Source organism: Sulfurovum sp. TSL6 (genome assembly GCF_019972115.1).
Classification (GTDB): Bacteria; Campylobacterota; Campylobacteria; order Campylobacterales; family Sulfurovaceae; genus Sulfurovum.
This window is the reverse complement of sequence record NZ_BPFJ01000001.1, coordinates 975,606-992,151: the sequence shown is the minus strand read 5'-3', so window position 1 is coordinate 992,151 and position 16,546 is coordinate 975,606. Positions and strand designations below refer to the sequence as shown.

General features: G+C 38.2%; 16 protein-coding genes. 13 read left to right on the top strand and 3 right to left on the bottom strand.

Annotated features, from left to right (window positions below; genetic code table 11):
- Nucleotides 1–27 precede the first annotated feature (27 nt).
- Nucleotides 28–1,881, top strand: coding sequence for an EAL domain-containing protein (locus LDM93_RS04835; RefSeq protein WP_223890980.1), 1,854 nt, complete (start codon nt 28–30; stop codon nt 1,879–1,881).
- On the opposite strand, the gene LDM93_RS04830 is transcribed toward LDM93_RS04835, so the two are convergent.
- Nucleotides 1,874–2,860, bottom strand: coding sequence for a lytic transglycosylase domain-containing protein (locus LDM93_RS04830; RefSeq protein WP_223890978.1), 987 nt, complete (start codon nt 2,858–2,860; stop codon nt 1,874–1,876). The genes LDM93_RS04835 and LDM93_RS04830 overlap by 8 nt on opposite strands.
- A gap of 9 nt (nt 2,861–2,869) precedes the next feature.
- Nucleotides 2,870–3,766, bottom strand: coding sequence for a CoA ester lyase (locus LDM93_RS04825; protein ID WP_223890977.1), 897 nt, complete (start codon nt 3,764–3,766; stop codon nt 2,870–2,872).
- Nucleotides 3,767–3,811: 45 nt separating this feature from the next.
- Between LDM93_RS04825 and LDM93_RS04820 the strand changes: the two genes are divergently transcribed.
- The 3 genes from LDM93_RS04820 (at nt 3,812) to LDM93_RS04810 (ending at nt 5,834) form a co-directional block, all read left to right on the top strand.
- Complete coding sequence (locus LDM93_RS04820; RefSeq protein WP_223890975.1) at nt 3,812–4,312, top strand: YgjP-like metallopeptidase domain-containing protein; 501 nt, start codon at nt 3,812–3,814, stop codon at nt 4,310–4,312.
- A gap of 87 nt (nt 4,313–4,399) precedes the next feature.
- On the top strand, nt 4,400–4,558 hold the full coding sequence (locus tag LDM93_RS04815; protein ID WP_223890974.1) for a hypothetical protein: 159 nt from the start codon (nt 4,400–4,402) through the stop codon (nt 4,556–4,558).
- Nucleotides 4,548–5,834 (top strand): ATP-dependent RecD-like DNA helicase, encoded by a 1,287-nt coding sequence (locus LDM93_RS04810; protein WP_223890973.1) that lies wholly within the window; start codon nt 4,548–4,550, stop codon nt 5,832–5,834. The genes LDM93_RS04815 and LDM93_RS04810 overlap by 11 nt, the downstream gene beginning before the upstream one ends.
- On the opposite strand, the gene LDM93_RS04805 is transcribed toward LDM93_RS04810, so the two are convergent.
- Nucleotides 5,824–6,504 carry a diacylglycerol kinase family protein gene (locus LDM93_RS04805; RefSeq protein ID WP_223890972.1) on the bottom strand — a complete coding sequence of 227 codons (681 nt, stop codon included), beginning with the start codon at nt 6,502–6,504 and terminating at the stop codon, nt 5,824–5,826. The genes LDM93_RS04810 and LDM93_RS04805 overlap by 11 nt on opposite strands.
- 35 nt (nt 6,505–6,539) lie before the next feature.
- On the opposite strand from LDM93_RS04805, the gene LDM93_RS04800 reads away from it, so the two are divergent.
- From LDM93_RS04800 to LDM93_RS04760, 9 genes are all read left to right on the top strand, one after another.
- The gene (locus tag LDM93_RS04800; RefSeq protein WP_223890971.1) at nt 6,540–7,199 is read left to right on the top strand and encodes a paraquat-inducible protein A; all 660 of its coding nucleotides are present in this window, start codon (nt 6,540–6,542) and stop codon (nt 7,197–7,199) included.
- Nucleotides 7,196–7,795 carry a paraquat-inducible protein A gene (locus tag LDM93_RS04795; RefSeq protein ID WP_223890970.1) on the top strand — a complete coding sequence of 200 codons (600 nt, stop codon included), beginning with the start codon at nt 7,196–7,198 and terminating at the stop codon, nt 7,793–7,795. Before LDM93_RS04800 ends, LDM93_RS04795 begins: the two co-directional genes overlap by 4 nt.
- Complete coding sequence (locus LDM93_RS04790) at nt 7,796–9,388, top strand: intermembrane transport protein PqiB (RefSeq protein WP_223890969.1); 1,593 nt, start codon at nt 7,796–7,798, stop codon at nt 9,386–9,388.
- Nucleotides 9,388–9,951: a membrane integrity-associated transporter subunit PqiC gene (locus tag LDM93_RS04785; RefSeq protein ID WP_223890968.1), complete on the top strand. Its 564-nt coding sequence runs from the start codon at nt 9,388–9,390 to the stop codon at nt 9,949–9,951. Before LDM93_RS04790 ends, LDM93_RS04785 begins: the two co-directional genes overlap by 1 nt.
- Nucleotides 9,952–10,127: 176 nt before the next feature.
- A complete protein-coding gene (locus LDM93_RS04780; RefSeq protein WP_223890967.1) occupies nt 10,128–10,769 on the top strand; it encodes a phosphatase PAP2 family protein in 642 nt (213 codons plus the stop codon).
- Between the two features lie 138 nt (nt 10,770–10,907).
- Nucleotides 10,908–11,507 (top strand): TetR/AcrR family transcriptional regulator, encoded by a 600-nt coding sequence (locus LDM93_RS04775; RefSeq protein ID WP_223890965.1) that lies wholly within the window; start codon nt 10,908–10,910, stop codon nt 11,505–11,507.
- A complete protein-coding gene (locus LDM93_RS04770; RefSeq protein ID WP_223890964.1) occupies nt 11,504–12,751 on the top strand; it encodes a TolC family protein in 1,248 nt (415 codons plus the stop codon). The genes LDM93_RS04775 and LDM93_RS04770 overlap by 4 nt, the downstream gene beginning before the upstream one ends.
- Complete coding sequence (locus LDM93_RS04765; RefSeq protein ID WP_223890962.1) at nt 12,748–13,446, top strand: efflux RND transporter periplasmic adaptor subunit; 699 nt, start codon at nt 12,748–12,750, stop codon at nt 13,444–13,446. Before LDM93_RS04770 ends, LDM93_RS04765 begins: the two co-directional genes overlap by 4 nt.
- Before the next feature lie 6 nt (nt 13,447–13,452).
- Complete coding sequence (locus LDM93_RS04760; RefSeq protein WP_223890961.1) at nt 13,453–16,479, top strand: efflux RND transporter permease subunit; 3,027 nt, start codon at nt 13,453–13,455, stop codon at nt 16,477–16,479.
- The last annotated feature ends 67 nt before the right edge of the window (nt 16,480–16,546 follow it).

Sequence of the window (16,546 nt, the reverse complement as noted above, 5' to 3'; positions counted from 1 at the left end):
ATATCAAAATTATTATATAATAGATGTATGAAGCATCAAAAATATTATACTTTTCTTCAGAAACAAATTCTTGTAATGGTTGGGCTTTCCCTTATACCAGGGCTTGTTTATGTCATAGTTGGTTGGATTTTTAATATTGCTGGTCCCGCATTAGTATGGTATGGTATATTGTTATGTACTTCATATTATGGGTGGAGACTTTATAAAGAATTTGCTACACATAAAATGGATGAAGACCATTTAAGAAAATGGTATAGAAAACTTACATGGTTCATGTATGTCATTTTTTCTTCCTGGTCATTGATATTTGTGATGTATGTCGGACATGATGAGTATCATTTACATTATATAGCCATTTTTACACAGTTGGGTGCTTCTGTTGTAGCATCAACCCTGCTTATTTCTGATAAAAAATTATTTGTCCCTATTTTAGTTACTTTGATGTTGCCTTTGACCATCTATTTTGCACTTATCGATACATGGTATGGATACGTTTTGTCCATTTTTTCTCTTATATTTTTGTCTGTGTTATTGTATGCCTCCTATAATACAAATCAATTACTTCAGAAGAATTATTCCCAAGCCCAACATGACATCTTGACGGGGCTCTATAACCGACGGTATTTTATGGAGTATATGGAGTCTTTGAATGAAAGATTGGCAGTGAACCATAAAACTGCATGTATATTCCTGATAGATCTGGATCATTTTAAAACCATTAATGACTCGCTGGGACACGATATTGGCGATAAGTTATTGATAGACGTCTCCGAACGTCTTAAACGGTATGTAAAAGATACACATATGGTGGCACGTTTAGGTGGTGATGAGTTTATCCTGATAAGCAAAGAGTTAAATGAAGACGAATTTAATAGGGATCCTGCATGTAGTTTTGCAGAGGGATTGCTAAATGTCATTCGAAAACCTTATATTATTGATGGTCATCATCTTCATATCAGTGCAAGCATTGGAGTACATAAAATTGACCCTTCATTTATGTATAGTTCAAATTTTATTAGAGAAGTAGATATAGCTATGTATGAAGCAAAGGCCCAAGGACGAGATGGGGTTATAGTATTTAATAAAGATCTTGCACAGAGGGTTGAAAGACATCTTCTTATAGAACAGAAACTTCATTATGCATTAAAAGAAAATAAAATAGATGTATTTTATCAGCCGCAGTTTGATAAAGATGAAAAACTTGTAGGTTGTGAATCCCTCATCAGATGGTATGATTATGAGTTAGGTGTAGTTGATCCAGAAGAGTTCATACCCATAGCAGAAAATACAGGATTGATTTTAGAGGTGGGTAGCTATGTGCTAAAAGAAACATTTAAAAGTGTAAATAGATGGAACCAAAAAGGTAAGAAATTAAAATCTATTTCGCTAAATATTAGTATGAGACAACTGTTATGTGACACATTTGTAGATGAAGTAGATAATTTGATCAAAATCTATTTTCCGAAAAAAGAGAATGAACAAATAATATATTTTGAGATCACCGAGCATGTCTTCGCAGAAGATATGAAAAAAGTGATTAGTGTGATGAATAGATTAAAAAAAGTCGGTATTTCATTTTCCATTGATGACTTTGGCACAGGGTATTCTTCACTTAGTTATTTAAAAGTGTTACCTATAGATGAAGTAAAAATAGATAAATCGTTCATATTACATTTGAATGACAGTAAAGATGATAAGAAAATGATCAGCACCATTATCTCAATAGCAAAGAATTTTGATCTGAATATTGTGGCTGAAGGCGTGGAAACATTTGAACAGCTTGTTTTTCTAATCAAGATAGACTGTGATGTCTTTCAAGGGTTTTATTTCGAGGAGTCAATCCCTAGAATTACTTTTGAGGAAAAATATATTTTTACTTGACTTCTTCAGCAATGAGGTGTATGGCCATACCATAGCTTGTTGAATTATTATAACGTGTAAGTACACGGAAGTTTTTTGCGCCTAGCCAGATATCATCATGGCTAAGGTTACGATTTTTAAGCAGATAGGCTTTAGGCTCATTAAAAGGCTTTAAAGGCGTAATACCATGTTTTATTATAGTGCTCAATGGTAATGTTCGTCTGTGACTTGTTTTAAGCTTCGTATAGCGTTTTCCTTTAAATTTACTTGGTACAGCAACAGGTGCACCTTTTCTCCAACCGTTTTTCTGCATAAACTTTGCTATGATTCCAATGGCATCTTCCAAATCCCATGGGTCCTTTTTCCCGTCACGATTATAGTCCATACCATACTTTCTGAATACAGAAGGCACTTGTTGTACCATACCCATGGCTCCGGCAAAAGAACCCTGCAGTTTTGTGATATCATAGCCTTGTTCTCTAGCCATTAAAAAGAGATGTTCAAACTCAGACTTGAAAAACTTTTTCATACGGTTTTTATGAAAGGCGAGGGTGCTCAAAGCATCTAATACATTGTAGTCTCCACTATATTCTCCAAACTTGCTTTCCACTCCTATAAATCCAACAATGTAACCCATGTCAACCTGATATTGTCTACTTGCCTTTAGCAATGTCTGATAATATCTCTTTTTAAACTGTTTCGCTTTGTCTAGACTGACAGGATCAAGAACATGTGCCTTGTATCGTTCCCATGGACCATTGGTGGTACCTACTTTATATTTTCCTGTATATCGGGCGAGTGTGTCACGATCAAGTTTTGCACTTTCCAGTACATCAGTCATATAGCTGCGTGTGAAATGATGTTTTTTAACCATCATATTGATAAAGTTTTTGACCTCTTTTTTGGCTAGAAAATCATAAGGAACAGGAGGACGATCATCATTTGCAACTAGAAAATAAGGTAAAAGAAGTGTAAGCAATAACAGTTTAATAAATCTCAATTGTTACCCTTAACTATTATTGAGAACCAATAGGCTGTCACGATAGATCGGTTCGTCTATAAATCCGTATTTATCATCCATGAATCCATTGATGCCTTCTGCAGTATGGGTTTCAAAAGCTTCTTTAATATGCAAAGCCCTTTCTATTTCATAGCTGTTCTTACTAAATATTTCATTGGCTACCTGGACCTGTTTCGGACCCATACATGCTTTGGTTTCAAAACCCATCATCTTTTCTCGTTCACACCAGGCTCTAAAGGTTTCTGTGTCATTGTACTCCTGGAACATAAATGAGATGGGGTGTATACCTGCAGTTTTTGCATCTACTAAAAACTTTGAGAGAATGTAGTCTATGGTTGGATTATCCAGTGTCACTAATGACTGGGGTAAATCAAGTGAAGTAAGAAGATCCAAAATACCCAGGTTCGCTGTGGTAAGGCGTTCATCTATACGCAATGTACTTAACTTTTCAAAGGCTTCTTTTGTCTCCAGTGAAATATGCAACTCTTTATCTGCGCTGAGAAGTGCAAGAGCCTGAGCTATCTCAGTTTGGTTTTTTACCTTGGCCACACGCACTGCATCAAAGCCAAAATCATTCAAAAATGCTATCTCTTCTGCTCCACCTTCATCTAAAGGGTTGGTACGCACGATGATGAAGGAGTTCGAGTGTTCCATGTATGAGAGGAAGAAAGCGATGTTCTGCAGGGCTTCTTTTTTACGTGAGGGTGCAATGGCATCTTCAAGGTTGAGGGTTATCATATCTGCATCATGCTCATCTATGCGGTTTAAATGCTTGAGGTTAAGTGGATTGAGCATCATGTTTGAACGGTAGTTACGTTGTACTGCAGGGGGCTTTCTTTTACTTCCAAACGTTGTAGGCAGTGTATCTAAATTATCAAATATCATACTGTTATAGTATCTAAAATTAACTCAAAAGAGATATAATTCTTCATGCTAAAATACCTTAATGGTTACGATACCCAGTTAAAAGTACAGGTGCAAACCCTCATAGATCAAAATAAACTCGGAGAGTATCTTCTCTCAAAATATCCCAAAACACATGACTATACTACCGATAAAAGTCTTTACAGTTATGTACAGGAACTCAAAAATACCCACATGCGCAATGCTTCACCTATTTCCAAAGTACTTTATGATCCGAAGATACGTGATATCCACGCTTCGCTTGGAACACATACCTTTGTATCACGTGTACAAGGAGGGAAGCTTAAAGCCAAAAATGAGATACGTATCTCACATGTTTTTAAAAAAGTCCCTGAATCTTTTTTACGGATGATAGTGACACATGAATTGGCACATATGAAAGAGAAAGCACATAATAAAGCGTTCTACAAACTTTGCACCCATATCGAACCGGCATACCATCAGTTTGAATTTGATCTGCGACTTTATCTAACCTATAGTGATAGATTTGGAGGGTTGTATGTTTGATGGGATATTAAACGACCACATAAGAGCTTTGATAACCCTCAAAAGTTTGTTACAGTATAATACTCAAAAAATATCGGGCATTACTGTATGAATAAATACATCATCACATTTATACTTCTTACTGTTTCTCTTCTGGCAAGAGAAGTACTTTTCTCTATTCAGGAATACTCTGCATTTAATCACATGAAACATACGCAAAATACACATGGTGTACATTTGGATACAAGGCTGGATCTTGAGCGATAAAGTCGATGTATTAGAAGCGCTGAAACATTCCAATGTTTTCTTAACAGGTGGTGCAGGGGTTGGAAAGAGCTACATCACCAACGAGGTAATCTCTGACTACCGAAAAAGAGGAAAACAGGTAGTCTCTTTAGGCTCTACGGGTGTGAGTGCAGTGAACATCGGAGGTTTTACGGTACATAGTTTTTTTGTGTTTGGTATCGCCAAGAATTTTGAGGAGTTGGCTGCGGGAGACAAACGTGCTAAGAGCCGCCTTTCAGACCTGAAAAAAATACTCAAAGCTACGGATCTTATTATTATCGATGAAATTTCCATGGTGAGTACTGAACTGATGGATATGATAGCCTACAGACTGAACCATTATGGATATCTGGGAAAAGTACTTTTTGTGGGAGACTTTTTTCAGCTGCCACCGGTGCAAAAACAGCAAAATAGATCTGATGTTTTCGGGGAAAAACTCTATGCTTTTGAGAGTATGGCTTGGGAACGATTTGATCTGACAGTCATTGAACTTACCAAGATGAAACGTACCACGGATGCAGAGTTCACCCATATCCTCTCCAAGGTCCGTAAAGGTCAATGTGATGAGGAAGTAGTCAATTATATGACAAAACTTTGGAATACAGAAGGTATGGAGAAAGACCCAACCTATCTTTTTGGACGTAACATGGAAGTGGAACAGACCAACAGAGCAAAGATCAATGAATTGGATACGGAAGAGACCATACTCTTTGCAAACATAGAAATGTTCGGTTCCGTCCATGAAAAGAAGCTGGCAGGCTGGAAAAACATGCTGCCTATCTCCGAACATTTGACGCTCAAAGAGGGAGTTCCCATCCTTTTTACGGTGAACAAATGGGGGAAGTTCGTGAACGGAGAGAGAGGGATACTAAGAAAAATAGAAGAGGACCATCTCATCGTAGAGAAAGAGGATGAATTCGTGCGTGTCGAAAGACATGACTTCGATATGGTTGATATGCAGGTAAAAGATGACGGTACCGTTGAGACCATGTCACTTGCCACACTTTCACAATTTCCTCTGAAACTGGCCTATGCCGTGACCATACATAAGTCTCAGGGGATGAGCATAGACAACCTTGTATGTAACGTAGATAACATCTTCGCACCAAGCCAGTTCTATGTGGCCATATCGCGTGCGATCAACCCAAAAAATCTGAAAATAGATTTCAATAGAGGCGATCTGACACAGTATCTGCAAAGGGCCATTAATGTAGATAGACGTGTTGTAGAATATTACGAGAATCTTGTTACTTCGTGATAATGTTTATGAATCCTGCTGGTTTAATATGAAGGAGATTATCTCTTATAGTGACAATGTCACCATCTAGTTCTATATGATTATAGGTATCTTCCAACTCGATCTTCATCTCTTTGACCTCTCCGTAAAAACTACCGAATTTTTTGATGAATGATGCAGGGGTGAAGATGAAAAAACGGTTAGAACTCAGTAGCATGAAGGGGGTCATGATGAGGTGCAATGGCAGTAAGAAAAGTAAAGCAAGCAAATATTTGCCCATATTGTTCTTTAGCAGACCAAAACGCAGTGTTTCAGCAAGAAAGATATGCTGTAGATCACCCATATTCCCTGCAGAGAAGAGAAAGACTTCATCATTGAGTGTAAAGTAGTGGTGTTTTTTTGTTTGAAGTGTTTTATTGTTCGCTAAGGCATCGAGTACAGATTGGACCTTTGCTACTTGATGCAGTTTTGCAACGACATTAAAAGAGCCTGTAGGGTTGAGTATGAAACGTGCCGAGTATGCCATCTTATGGAGTTGTTTGATGACACGTCTGATCGTACCATCCCCTCCAGAGATGATAATATAGGAAAATGCTTCTATATCAGGCAATGTATGTAAGGAGGACTCTTCTATAGAGACAATATCGAGTTTGTCATGTTGCAATGTTTTACCAATAGAAAGAATGCGCATTAGTGTCCTTAGTTATATCAGCTATAATTATATCTATGAAACTTGAAAATGAAGATGAACTAGATAACCTTATACTATGTAAAGAGTGTCATACCCTGCATGAAGAAGTGCCTATCAAAGATGGTATAAAAGCATGTTGCTCCAAATGCGGAGCGATACTTTATAGGAATGACAGTAAGCTTATCGATCATGGACTGGCTCTAAGTATGACAGGGCTTATCTTTTTTATGCTTGCCAATCTATTTCCCTTGGTCAAAATAGAGATATTGGGACATGAACAGTTTATTACTATTACGCAGACATTCATCAGCCTCTTCGACAGTGGTTTTTATGTGGTCGGACTCATTTGCAGTTTTCTGATCTTTATATTTCCGTTAATGATATTTACCATCAACATGCTTATTTTTATACTTTTAAAGCGTCAACGAGGAGAGAAGCTCAGCAAAGAGTTGCTTCTATTGATTTCACACATCACGCCATGGAATATGAGTGACATCTTTTTGATCAGTATTCTTGTGGCATTGGTAAAATTGATAGGATATGCACAGATACATATGGGTATTGCTTTTTGGGCGTTGATGGCTTTTGTACTGATCGATCTGTATCTTACTAAAAGTATACACGTTACTGAGATATGGAGACTACGAAAAAGAATTTTTTCAGGTGTCAGCTGTGTGAAAGAGAATCAGTCATGATAGAAGTAAGTAAAGATAAACTCATAAGTTGTCCCATATGCGGGGCTGTCAATATAGATAAAGGTAAAGAGAATAAGTGTCGACGCTGTGGTTCTTCTATCTATAGACATCGTGGTTTCAGTACAGAAAAAAGTTGGGCCTATCTGATTACCGCTATGATCGCCTATATTCCTGCCAATCTTTACCCTATGCTTATCACGAAGCAGTTTGGAGCAGTGCATAGCAGTACGATACTTGGTGGTATTGTCATGTTATGGGAGCAAGGTTCTTATCCGATAGCATTGATCATTTTTTTTGCCTCTATTCTCATTCCTGTGTTAAAATTTCTTGTTTTGATTTATTTGCTTATTAGTGTAAAATACCCTATAGGGAAAGATAAAAGAATTAATAAATATAAACTTTACTTTATGACTGAAGCAGTAGGCCCATGGTCCATGATCGATGTTTTTGTCGTAGCTATACTTGCAGCGTTAATACATTTGGCCAATATTGAGATCATTGCAGGAACTGCAGCAACGGCATTTGCCATTTCAGTATTTTTTACCCTTTTGGCAGCCCATGCATTCGACGAACGACTCATTAAGGAAAATAAATAGATGTCAACAGAGATACCAAAGATAGAAGAATCCAGTAAATTCAATTTGATCACTTCCATATGGATCGTACCTTTCATTGCACTCATTATAGCCGGCTGGCTAGCCTATCAATATTTCTCTGAGTTGGGACCTGAAATAAAAATTGTTTTTCCGGAAAATGAAGGATTGAATGCAGGGCAGAGTCAGATCAAATATAGAAATGTCCCTATAGGAACAGTACAAAAGATCGTATTGCAAGAAGATGGTGAGGGTGTGACGGTGATCGCAAGAATGGAGAAATTTGCAACTCCATACCTTAATACCAATGCGAAATTTTGGATCGTGAAACCTGAAGTAGGGATCTCCGGTGTTTCAGGCTTGGAGACGTTGATCTCCGGAACCTATATTGATATGTTTGCTACCAAAGGCGGAGAGCCAAAAGATTCTTTTCAGGGCTTGAACCAAGCGTATAGATATACGGAAGAGGGTACCTATATTCAGCTTAGGGCCCCTTCAAGCTATAATGTTAAACAAGGTACACCGGTGTATTTTAAAAATATTATGGCGGGTAAAGTGGAACATGTGAACATTTCTCTTGATGGGCAGAGTGTAGAGTTTGCAGTATTTATCAACAAACTCTATGTACCTTATGTGCATAGAAGTTCCAAGTTCTGGGTTAAGAGTGCGGTTGATGTAAGTTTTGTACATGGCAGGCTGGATGTCAATGTAGCTCCTGTGACGCATTTGGTACAAGGGGGTATAGAATTCTCTTCTACGGGGGAGGATAGCTCTGACACAGTACCTAAGAAATTTGTTTTCCGCCTTTACAAAAATGCCAACCTTGCAGAAGGACAGATCATTGGAAGAGGTGGGGATTTTATTAATACTTTTGAGATCCTGACTGAGGACTCTATTGCTAAACTCAAAAAAGGTGCATTGGTACAGTATGAAGGATATGAAGTAGGTCGTGTAAAAGATATTTCGCTTTCGTATAATAAGCATACACATAAGGTACTTGGTAAAGTCCTGGTAGATATAGACTTATCCTCTTTTGCTTCTGAAAAAGATAATATGAAAACTTGCAAACAAAAATTTTATAAGGCTTTAGAAGACGGCTTAAGTGCGAAAATATCTTCTACAGATCCTTTCACCGGTACACTTTTTGTTGATCTGGTTTTCGATACCAATGCGACACACAGAAATATACTGCAAGGAGCACATTATGTCCTTCTCCCTTCCCTTCCTAATGATGCAGTAGGGATAGTAGATAAGGTTGAAAAGCTGGTTACCTCTCTCAATAACGTGGTTGATCAGAATACAGAGCCTATACAGAAAATCGTGGCAGATCTGCAAAAGACAGTGAATAATCTTAATGCAATGACAGGTACAAAATCATTTAAAACGATGCCGGATGAACTGAATAAAACGATGAATGAGTTGACAAAAACACTCCGTACAGCTAAAAGAGTGCTCAAGGAATATGACAGTAATTCACTCTTAACACATCAAGTTTCTCAAACACTTAAAGAGGTGACAGAGACCTCTCAAGAGATGCAAGAGTTCCTAAAACTGATGAACCGTAAACCAAATTCACTTATTTTTGGAGATAAATAATGAGTAGAATCAAACTATTATTAACATGGGGTACTTTATTTATAGTCAGTGGCTGTACCCTCTCTAACTACTATGTACTTTCAACAGCTTCTCAACCCACAGTGAGCTATGCGCACACAAATCACGTTATAGGAGTAGAGAAGGTCACAGTGCCTAAGTACCTTTTTAAAAGAGAGATCGCCGTAGCAAAATCATCAAGTCAGGTTACATTTCTAAGCGGTTCACAATGGGCTGAAGATATGGATACAGGATTAACCCACAGACTGATCGCTTTTTTACAGAAAAAGTTTAAACAGCCAAGTGTCTATGCGTATCCTTGGGGTACAGACACGCAGCCAGACATCAAGATAAAAGTGCAGGTAACACGTTTCATTGCACAAGGAGATAGCGTATATCTTGATGCTAGTTGGGAAGTGAAAAATATGCGTACAGAGCAAAGAAGTCTTAAATTGTTCAATACCATAGTCCCAACGAAAGCCGATGCCAGCAGTATCGTAGATGCTATGAACAGAGCATTTGGACAGTTGGAAGAAGATGTGGCCAGAGGAGTGAAGAAACTTTAGTATGTTTTGCTGGCTTCTTTACTGAGTATAGGGTTCGAATTTTGTATAAGAGTCTATGGATGAGAAGGAAAGTTATGATACCTTTGAATGACAGTGAGACAGTGTAAAATGATGAAACGCATAAATAAAAATGTCATTGGTACTGACAGTACTTTTCCTTTTGATGAAGGGTTGTCATGAAAACTAAAATACTCACATTTCTTTTAAAAAACAAAGCACTCATCATGATGAATATTCTAGGCTTTTATCTGTTTGCAAAAATGGCCGAAGATGTGATAGAAAAAGAATATATTCTGGTGATAGATCGATGGATAGAGACTTATATTAATGCTGTTCAGACCCCATTATTAACTAAGTTTATGGTGGCACTGACCAACTTCAACGGTGCCATGGGCATTTTTGTTTTTTCAATCTTCATGATATTCTTTTTGATCTATAAAAAATGGTATAACGATCTTTTATTCTATATCTTTTCTGTCTTTGGTGCAAATATATCTTTTGTTGTTATCAAAATGATCGTGCAGCGTGCCAGACCGAGTTCAGAGTTACTTACGATAGCAACCCATTCTTTTCCCTCAGGGCATGCAACAATGGCAACGGCAATGTCACTGGCTGTCTATTTGATCTTTGCTAAAAGAGTGCATTCCATAAGTTTGCAGTTATTGTTATGGATGGGTTGTATAGTGTGGCCGGTCATCATTGCTTTTTCCAGAGTGTATTTAAATGTACATTGGTTGAGTGACGTGATCGCGGGAATAGGGCTGGGGCTCTTTTGGGTCACTTTGGTCGTACTGATACATAGGTTGAAGAACAGTTAGAATGAAGCTGCGTATTAACTTTCCATGCTTTAAAAAATCAAAAAAGAGTGAAAATAAACAAGTGATCCAAATGTCACTCTAAACAAAAAGTGCTATACTTCTTTAATTGACCGACGGTCAGTCATATAAAGGAGCAGTATGCCAATTGTTGTAAATAAAGAAGAAAAACGCCGTTCTATAGCGCTTGCTTCCAAAAGCTTGTTACTTGAACATGGTATAAAAAATATTACAATTTCCAAAATAGCAGAATGCGCAGGCGTAGGTAAAGGTACGATCTATGAGTACTTCAGCAATAAAGAAGATATCGTTTTTGAGATCATTTCAGTGTTTATTTCGGAACATGAAAAGCGGCTTTATGAACTTATCGATGAAGATATAAGTACCAAAGAAAAGATCAAAAGATCTTTGTCTCTACTCTACAGTGATCCGTATTATGAAAAACAGTTATCTATCTATAGAGAATTTTTAGCTATTTCACTGACATCAAATGTAGATGAGATGATAGAGTTCAGTAGGGCATGTCGTGAAAAGTTCCTGACCATATTGGCTCAGATCATAGATGATGCTGTTATCAAGGGAGAGATCAAAACAGAGGCCAAAGATCTGGTCGGGATGTTGCATACGTATTCTATAGGTATGGTGGTAGAATCAAAAGTTGATTGCATTGATGCCAAAATGCATATCGATCAATTTGTTGAAGCCTTTTTTACGCTTATTCAAAAGAAGGATATTAGATGAGAATAGTGTTAGGATTGTTTTTACCTTTGTTTGTCTTTGCACAAAGTTATGGTTTAAAAACATTGGTAGAGAATGCCAATAAAGAGAATGGGTTGATCACAGCGAAAGAGATACGGATCAAAGCCAAACAAGAAGAAGTGGATGCGGCTAAAAGTGCTTACTGGCCGACAGTGGATGTTGGAGCAAATCACAGTTATGTCTCTCCAAATAATCTTGTGAATCCAGGACAAACGTCGACAGCTTTTGCAACGGTGAACCTGGAGCTCTATGACGGGGGTAGGAAAAGTGCCATACTGAGTGCCAAACGCTATGAACATGAGGCAGCTCAGTTTGAAAAACGTGCTTTTGAAAAGAGTATTACATTAGAGATAGTGCGCTATTATTATGGATTACAGAAACTCAAAGCGACATTGGAAGCATTAAATGAGCGTTCTATTGAACTGAAAGAACAGATAAAACGTATAAGAAAGTTTAAAAGTGCAGGTCTTTCTACGCAAGAAGAGGTAGATAAACTTCAAGCAGAGTATGACAGTAATAATTACACGATGGCTAACACAAAGCTGGAACTTTTAACAAGTGAAAGAAACCTGGAACTTCTTAGCGGTTTGCCTGTGATACAGTTAAAAAAGAATTATTTCAAAGAACCGGATAATGTGCGATTTGAAATCTTTGAAAACATCAAAATGCTTCAAGCCAATGCCAATGCGGTAGGTGAAAACTCTAAGGCGATCCATGCAGGCTATAGACCTCAGGTAAATATATCTGATATCTATAACAAATCACATTTTGATGATACCGTTTCTATGGGAGACTTTTCTGGAGATGGGTTATTGCTAGACCATCAGAACAAATTAATGATTTCAGTCAATATGAGGCTTTTTGATAATGACAGAATGTCTAAAGAAAGTGAAGCAGTGAAATATCAGAAAATGGCACTGCTTTCTGAAATCGATTATGCAAAAAATGAACAAAAGATGAATTATAACCTGTCACAAAAAAGTTTGGAGACCATACGTACCAGACTGAAAAGTGCCAAAAGTGCTTTGCGCGCTGCAAAAAGTACGTATGATGTGCTCAAAAAGAAATTTGAAGTCGGTTTGATCGACAATATTGCTTTTCTTGATGCACTGACGCAAAAAACACTGGCTCAGTCACGCTACAAAGAGACACTTTATGATTATGAGATCGGCAAATCGATCTATTATTACTATGCAGGGAAAGACCCAAAGGAGTTTATTAGATGAAGAAGATGGTAGTTTTATTATTGGCGGTGCTGCATTTGAATGCAGAGGAGATCTATGCAACATTTGATGTAAAAGCGGAGAAGAGTGCCTCTTTGGCATTCAGCAGCAGCGGTATTGTGGGACAGATGCATGTGGATATCGGTTCTGAAGTAAAAAGAGATGAACTTTTAGCTGAGTTACTCAATGATGACATTGAAGCGATGGTTGAGGTATCAAAAGTAGCATTGAAATATGCAAAGAGTGATTATGAGAGACAAAAAAAGGTTCAGCAGCATATTAATGTTTCCCTGTTTGAAAGTTATGCCTACAAATATGATAATGCAAAAGTGCAACTCAAGTATCAGGAGGCACTTTTAGCTAAAACCTATTTACGTGCCCCTTTTGATGGTATCATTACTGCAAAGCGTATAGAGATCGGTGATGTGGTCAGTGGCCAAATGATCACGGAAGTATATGATATACAAAGTCTGAAAGCAAGAAAACTGATACTCAAGTTTGATCAAAAATATCATGGCAAAGTGAAGGTTGGTGATAGTTTTAAATACAAGATAGATGGGGATGACAGAGTGTATGATGGAACCATTTATAAGATTTATCCGACCATAGATGCAAAATCACGAAAGATGTTGGCTGAGGTCAGAGCTGAGAGTTTCCCTGTAGGACTCTTTGGTGACGGATACATAACAGTAAAGTAGGGAATAATGTATAAATTTGCTATAAACAGACCCATCACAACACTGATGGGCGTATTGTCCTTTATTGTATTTGGATTGATGTCGTATAACACGATGCCAGTGAATCTTTTTCCCAATGTTGATTTTCCTGTGGTCACCATTCAAACCACCTATGATGGAGCTGATGCCAGTACAGTCGAGACCAAAGTAACCGATAAACTGGAAGAAGCTGTCAGCGGGATCGATGGGATCGATAAACTGATGTCAACCTCCTATGAAGGTTTTAGTACGGTTACCATACAGTTTGAACTTTTTAAGAATATCGATGAAGCAACCAATGATGTACGTGACAAGATAGGTTCTGTACTGCTGCCCAATGAAGTTGAGAAACCTATCGTGAAAAAATTGGGTGCAAGTGGTGTGGTGATTAACCTTTTTGTTGCGACGAAAACAGGTGATGTCACTGCACTCATGCGAATGGCAGATGAAAAGCTCAAACCCAAACTGCAGCGGATCAAAGGGGTAGGTGAAGTCAATATCATTGGGTATCAAGATAGAGAAGTACGGATCTTTGTTGACCCGTTTAAACTCAATAAATATGATCTCACAGCACTTGATGTTCAAAATATTGTTGCTGCTCAGAATATTAACCAGGGAGCAGGTAAGCTTATCAGTGATCAAAAAGAGACAGTGATCAAAGTGAAAGCGGATGCTATCAGTGTAGATGATCTTCGAGAATTGATCATTAAACCGGGAATTAAACTGAAAGATGTGGCACGTGTTGTAGATGGATTGAGTGACAGTAGCAGTTACTCTTCGTACAATGGGAATCAAGGTGTGATGCTTGAAGTGAAAAAGATCTCTGGTGAAAATGTACTGGATATCATTAAAGGGGTAAAAGAGGTGATGCCTCGTCTTGAAACCATTGCCGGGGATAATTACACATTGCAATTGCTTCAAGATCAGAGCGATAAGATCATGGTGAATATTGATAATGTAACCTTCGATCTTATTTACGGATCGATCCTGGCGATCATCATCGTATTTTTCTTCCTTAGAAATGTTACTGCAACCCTTGTTTCAGCGCTTGCCATTCCAACATCCATCATTGGTACGTTTGCTATTATTGACTGGATGGGGTACGACTTAAATAAACTCACACTGATAGGACTTACACTTGCCATTGGTATCTTTATTGATGACGCGATCGTTGTGATTGAAAATATCACTAAAAAGATGGAAGCAGGAATGGAGCCGTTTCAAGCTTCTCTTGAAGGGATCAAAGAGGTGTCATTTTCTATTTTAGCGATCTCTTCAGTGTTGCTTGCCGTGTTTGTACCTGTTGCCTTTATGGATGGTATTGTGGGTATGTTCTTTAATTCTTTTGCCATGACGGTAGCTGCAGGTGTTGTACTTTCCTATTTGGTAGCGGTCATGTTCATACCGACGGTTGGGGCACGTGTTTTAAGTTCCAAGGAAAGTAAATTTTTCCATTTGACAGAGCCAATTTTTGTTGGACTTGACAGAGCGTATGTAGCTCTGCTTAAACCATTGATCCGTTTTAAGTGGATCACTATTTTGGTAACGATAGGCGTATTGGTTGCCTCAACCAAACTCTCTACAGGTATGGACTTCGTACCGATGCAGGACAACAGTGAGTTTCAGGTATTTACCAAAGCTCCGGTTGGAACAAGTCTGGAAGAAATGAAGAAAAAAATGATGCCTATGCTTGAGAAGATGCAGAGTGATGAGAATATAGAATATTCAGTATTGTCCATTGGTTATAACAGTGCCAAGGAGATCCATAAAGCCAAGATCTATGCGAAACTCAAGCCCGTAGCACAGAGGTCCGTTTCACAAGAAGATGTCGTGCAGCAATATACCAATGCATTTAAAACGATCAAAGATATGGTCGTTACGGTTGAAGAAGTTGCGCCCTTTGATACGGGAAGCAGTAATGCACCCGTACAGATCGTTGTCACAGGGGATGATCTTGATGTACTGAACGAAACAACCCAAAAGCTCATGGATCTGCTTAAACAGACCAAAGGGGTGGTAGGTATAGATAGAGATTATGAGAGTGGAAAACCTGAGATAAAAATAAATATCTTAAGAGAAAATGCACAGCGTTCCGGTGTGAGTGCCGACGAGATAGCAGGTATCCTGTCGAGTGCATATTCCAGTGATAGAGCCATCTCATATTACGAAGAGAATGGACGAGAGTTTGACATTACCTTGCGTTTTGAAGATAAATATCGCAGTTCTATTGATGATATTAAAAAACTGCAGATCAAAAACAGTGATGGTGAATTTGTCTCGCTTGAAGGTTTGATCACTTTTGAAGAACATACGGGTACATCATCTATTAACCGTTATGATCGCGAGCGAAAAGTAATGGTGACATCAGGAATGTTTGAGACCAGTTTGGATGTGATCATGAAAGTTGTGGATGAGAAAATAGGAGACATACTACCTGCGGGGTATAACTACCGCTATACGGGTGATATTGAGAATATGGCTGATACCAATGCAGCGTTCGGTGCTGCAGTACTTTTGGCGATCATTTTGATCTATTTGATCCTTGCTGCATTGTATGAGTCGATCATTCAACCGTTCATTATCATGGTGGCGATGCCACTTTCATTTACAGGGGTTATCGTGGCACTCTATTTGACGGGAAACAATTTCAGTCTCTTTGTAATGATTGGGATCATCCTCTTATTGGGTATGGTCGGGAAGAATGCTATTTTGGTCGTTGACTTTGCTAATCAGGCGATCAAAGAAGGTAAAGAGGTGAATCAAGCCATTTTGGAAGCGGGTGAAAAAAGACTTCGTCCTATTTTGATGACCACTTTTGCCATGATAGGTGCGATGCTTCCTTTGGCATTTGGAGGCGGCGCAGGGCATGAGAGTAATGCACCTATGGCACTGGCGATCATTGGAGGATTAATGAGTTCTACTATTTTGACGCTTTTAGTGGTTCCTGCTATTTACCGTATCATGTACCCGATGGATGCATGGCTTAGAAAATGGTATGAAAAAGGAAAAGTTTAATATTACGTAACTAGATATTCAGTGTGAGCTTATGCAGTATGTTGATATCTATGAGTTTTATGGTTAA

Coding starts and splice junctions, on each gene's coding strand:
- LDM93_RS04835 (WP_223890980.1), top strand. CDS start 28: ATGAAGCATCAAAAATATTATACTTTTCTTCAGAAACAAATTCTTGTA.
- LDM93_RS04825 (WP_223890977.1), bottom strand. CDS start 3,766: ATGATATTTGATAATTTAGATACACTGCCTACAACGTTTGGAAGTAAA.
- LDM93_RS04820 (WP_223890975.1), top strand. CDS start 3,812: ATGCTAAAATACCTTAATGGTTACGATACCCAGTTAAAAGTACAGGTG.
- LDM93_RS04815 (WP_223890974.1), top strand. CDS start 4,400: ATGAATAAATACATCATCACATTTATACTTCTTACTGTTTCTCTTCTG.
- LDM93_RS04805 (WP_223890972.1), bottom strand. CDS start 6,504: ATGCGCATTCTTTCTATTGGTAAAACATTGCAACATGACAAACTCGAT.
- LDM93_RS04800 (WP_223890971.1), top strand. CDS start 6,540: ATGAAACTTGAAAATGAAGATGAACTAGATAACCTTATACTATGTAAA.
- LDM93_RS04795 (WP_223890970.1), top strand. CDS start 7,196: ATGATAGAAGTAAGTAAAGATAAACTCATAAGTTGTCCCATATGCGGG.
- LDM93_RS04790 (WP_223890969.1), top strand. CDS start 7,796: ATGTCAACAGAGATACCAAAGATAGAAGAATCCAGTAAATTCAATTTG.
- LDM93_RS04785 (WP_223890968.1), top strand. CDS start 9,388: ATGAGTAGAATCAAACTATTATTAACATGGGGTACTTTATTTATAGTC.
- LDM93_RS04780 (WP_223890967.1), top strand. CDS start 10,128: ATGAAAACTAAAATACTCACATTTCTTTTAAAAAACAAAGCACTCATC.
- LDM93_RS04775 (WP_223890965.1), top strand. CDS start 10,908: ATGCCAATTGTTGTAAATAAAGAAGAAAAACGCCGTTCTATAGCGCTT.
- LDM93_RS04770 (WP_223890964.1), top strand. CDS start 11,504: ATGAGAATAGTGTTAGGATTGTTTTTACCTTTGTTTGTCTTTGCACAA.
- LDM93_RS04765 (WP_223890962.1), top strand. CDS start 12,748: ATGAAGAAGATGGTAGTTTTATTATTGGCGGTGCTGCATTTGAATGCA.
- LDM93_RS04760 (WP_223890961.1), top strand. CDS start 13,453: ATGTATAAATTTGCTATAAACAGACCCATCACAACACTGATGGGCGTA.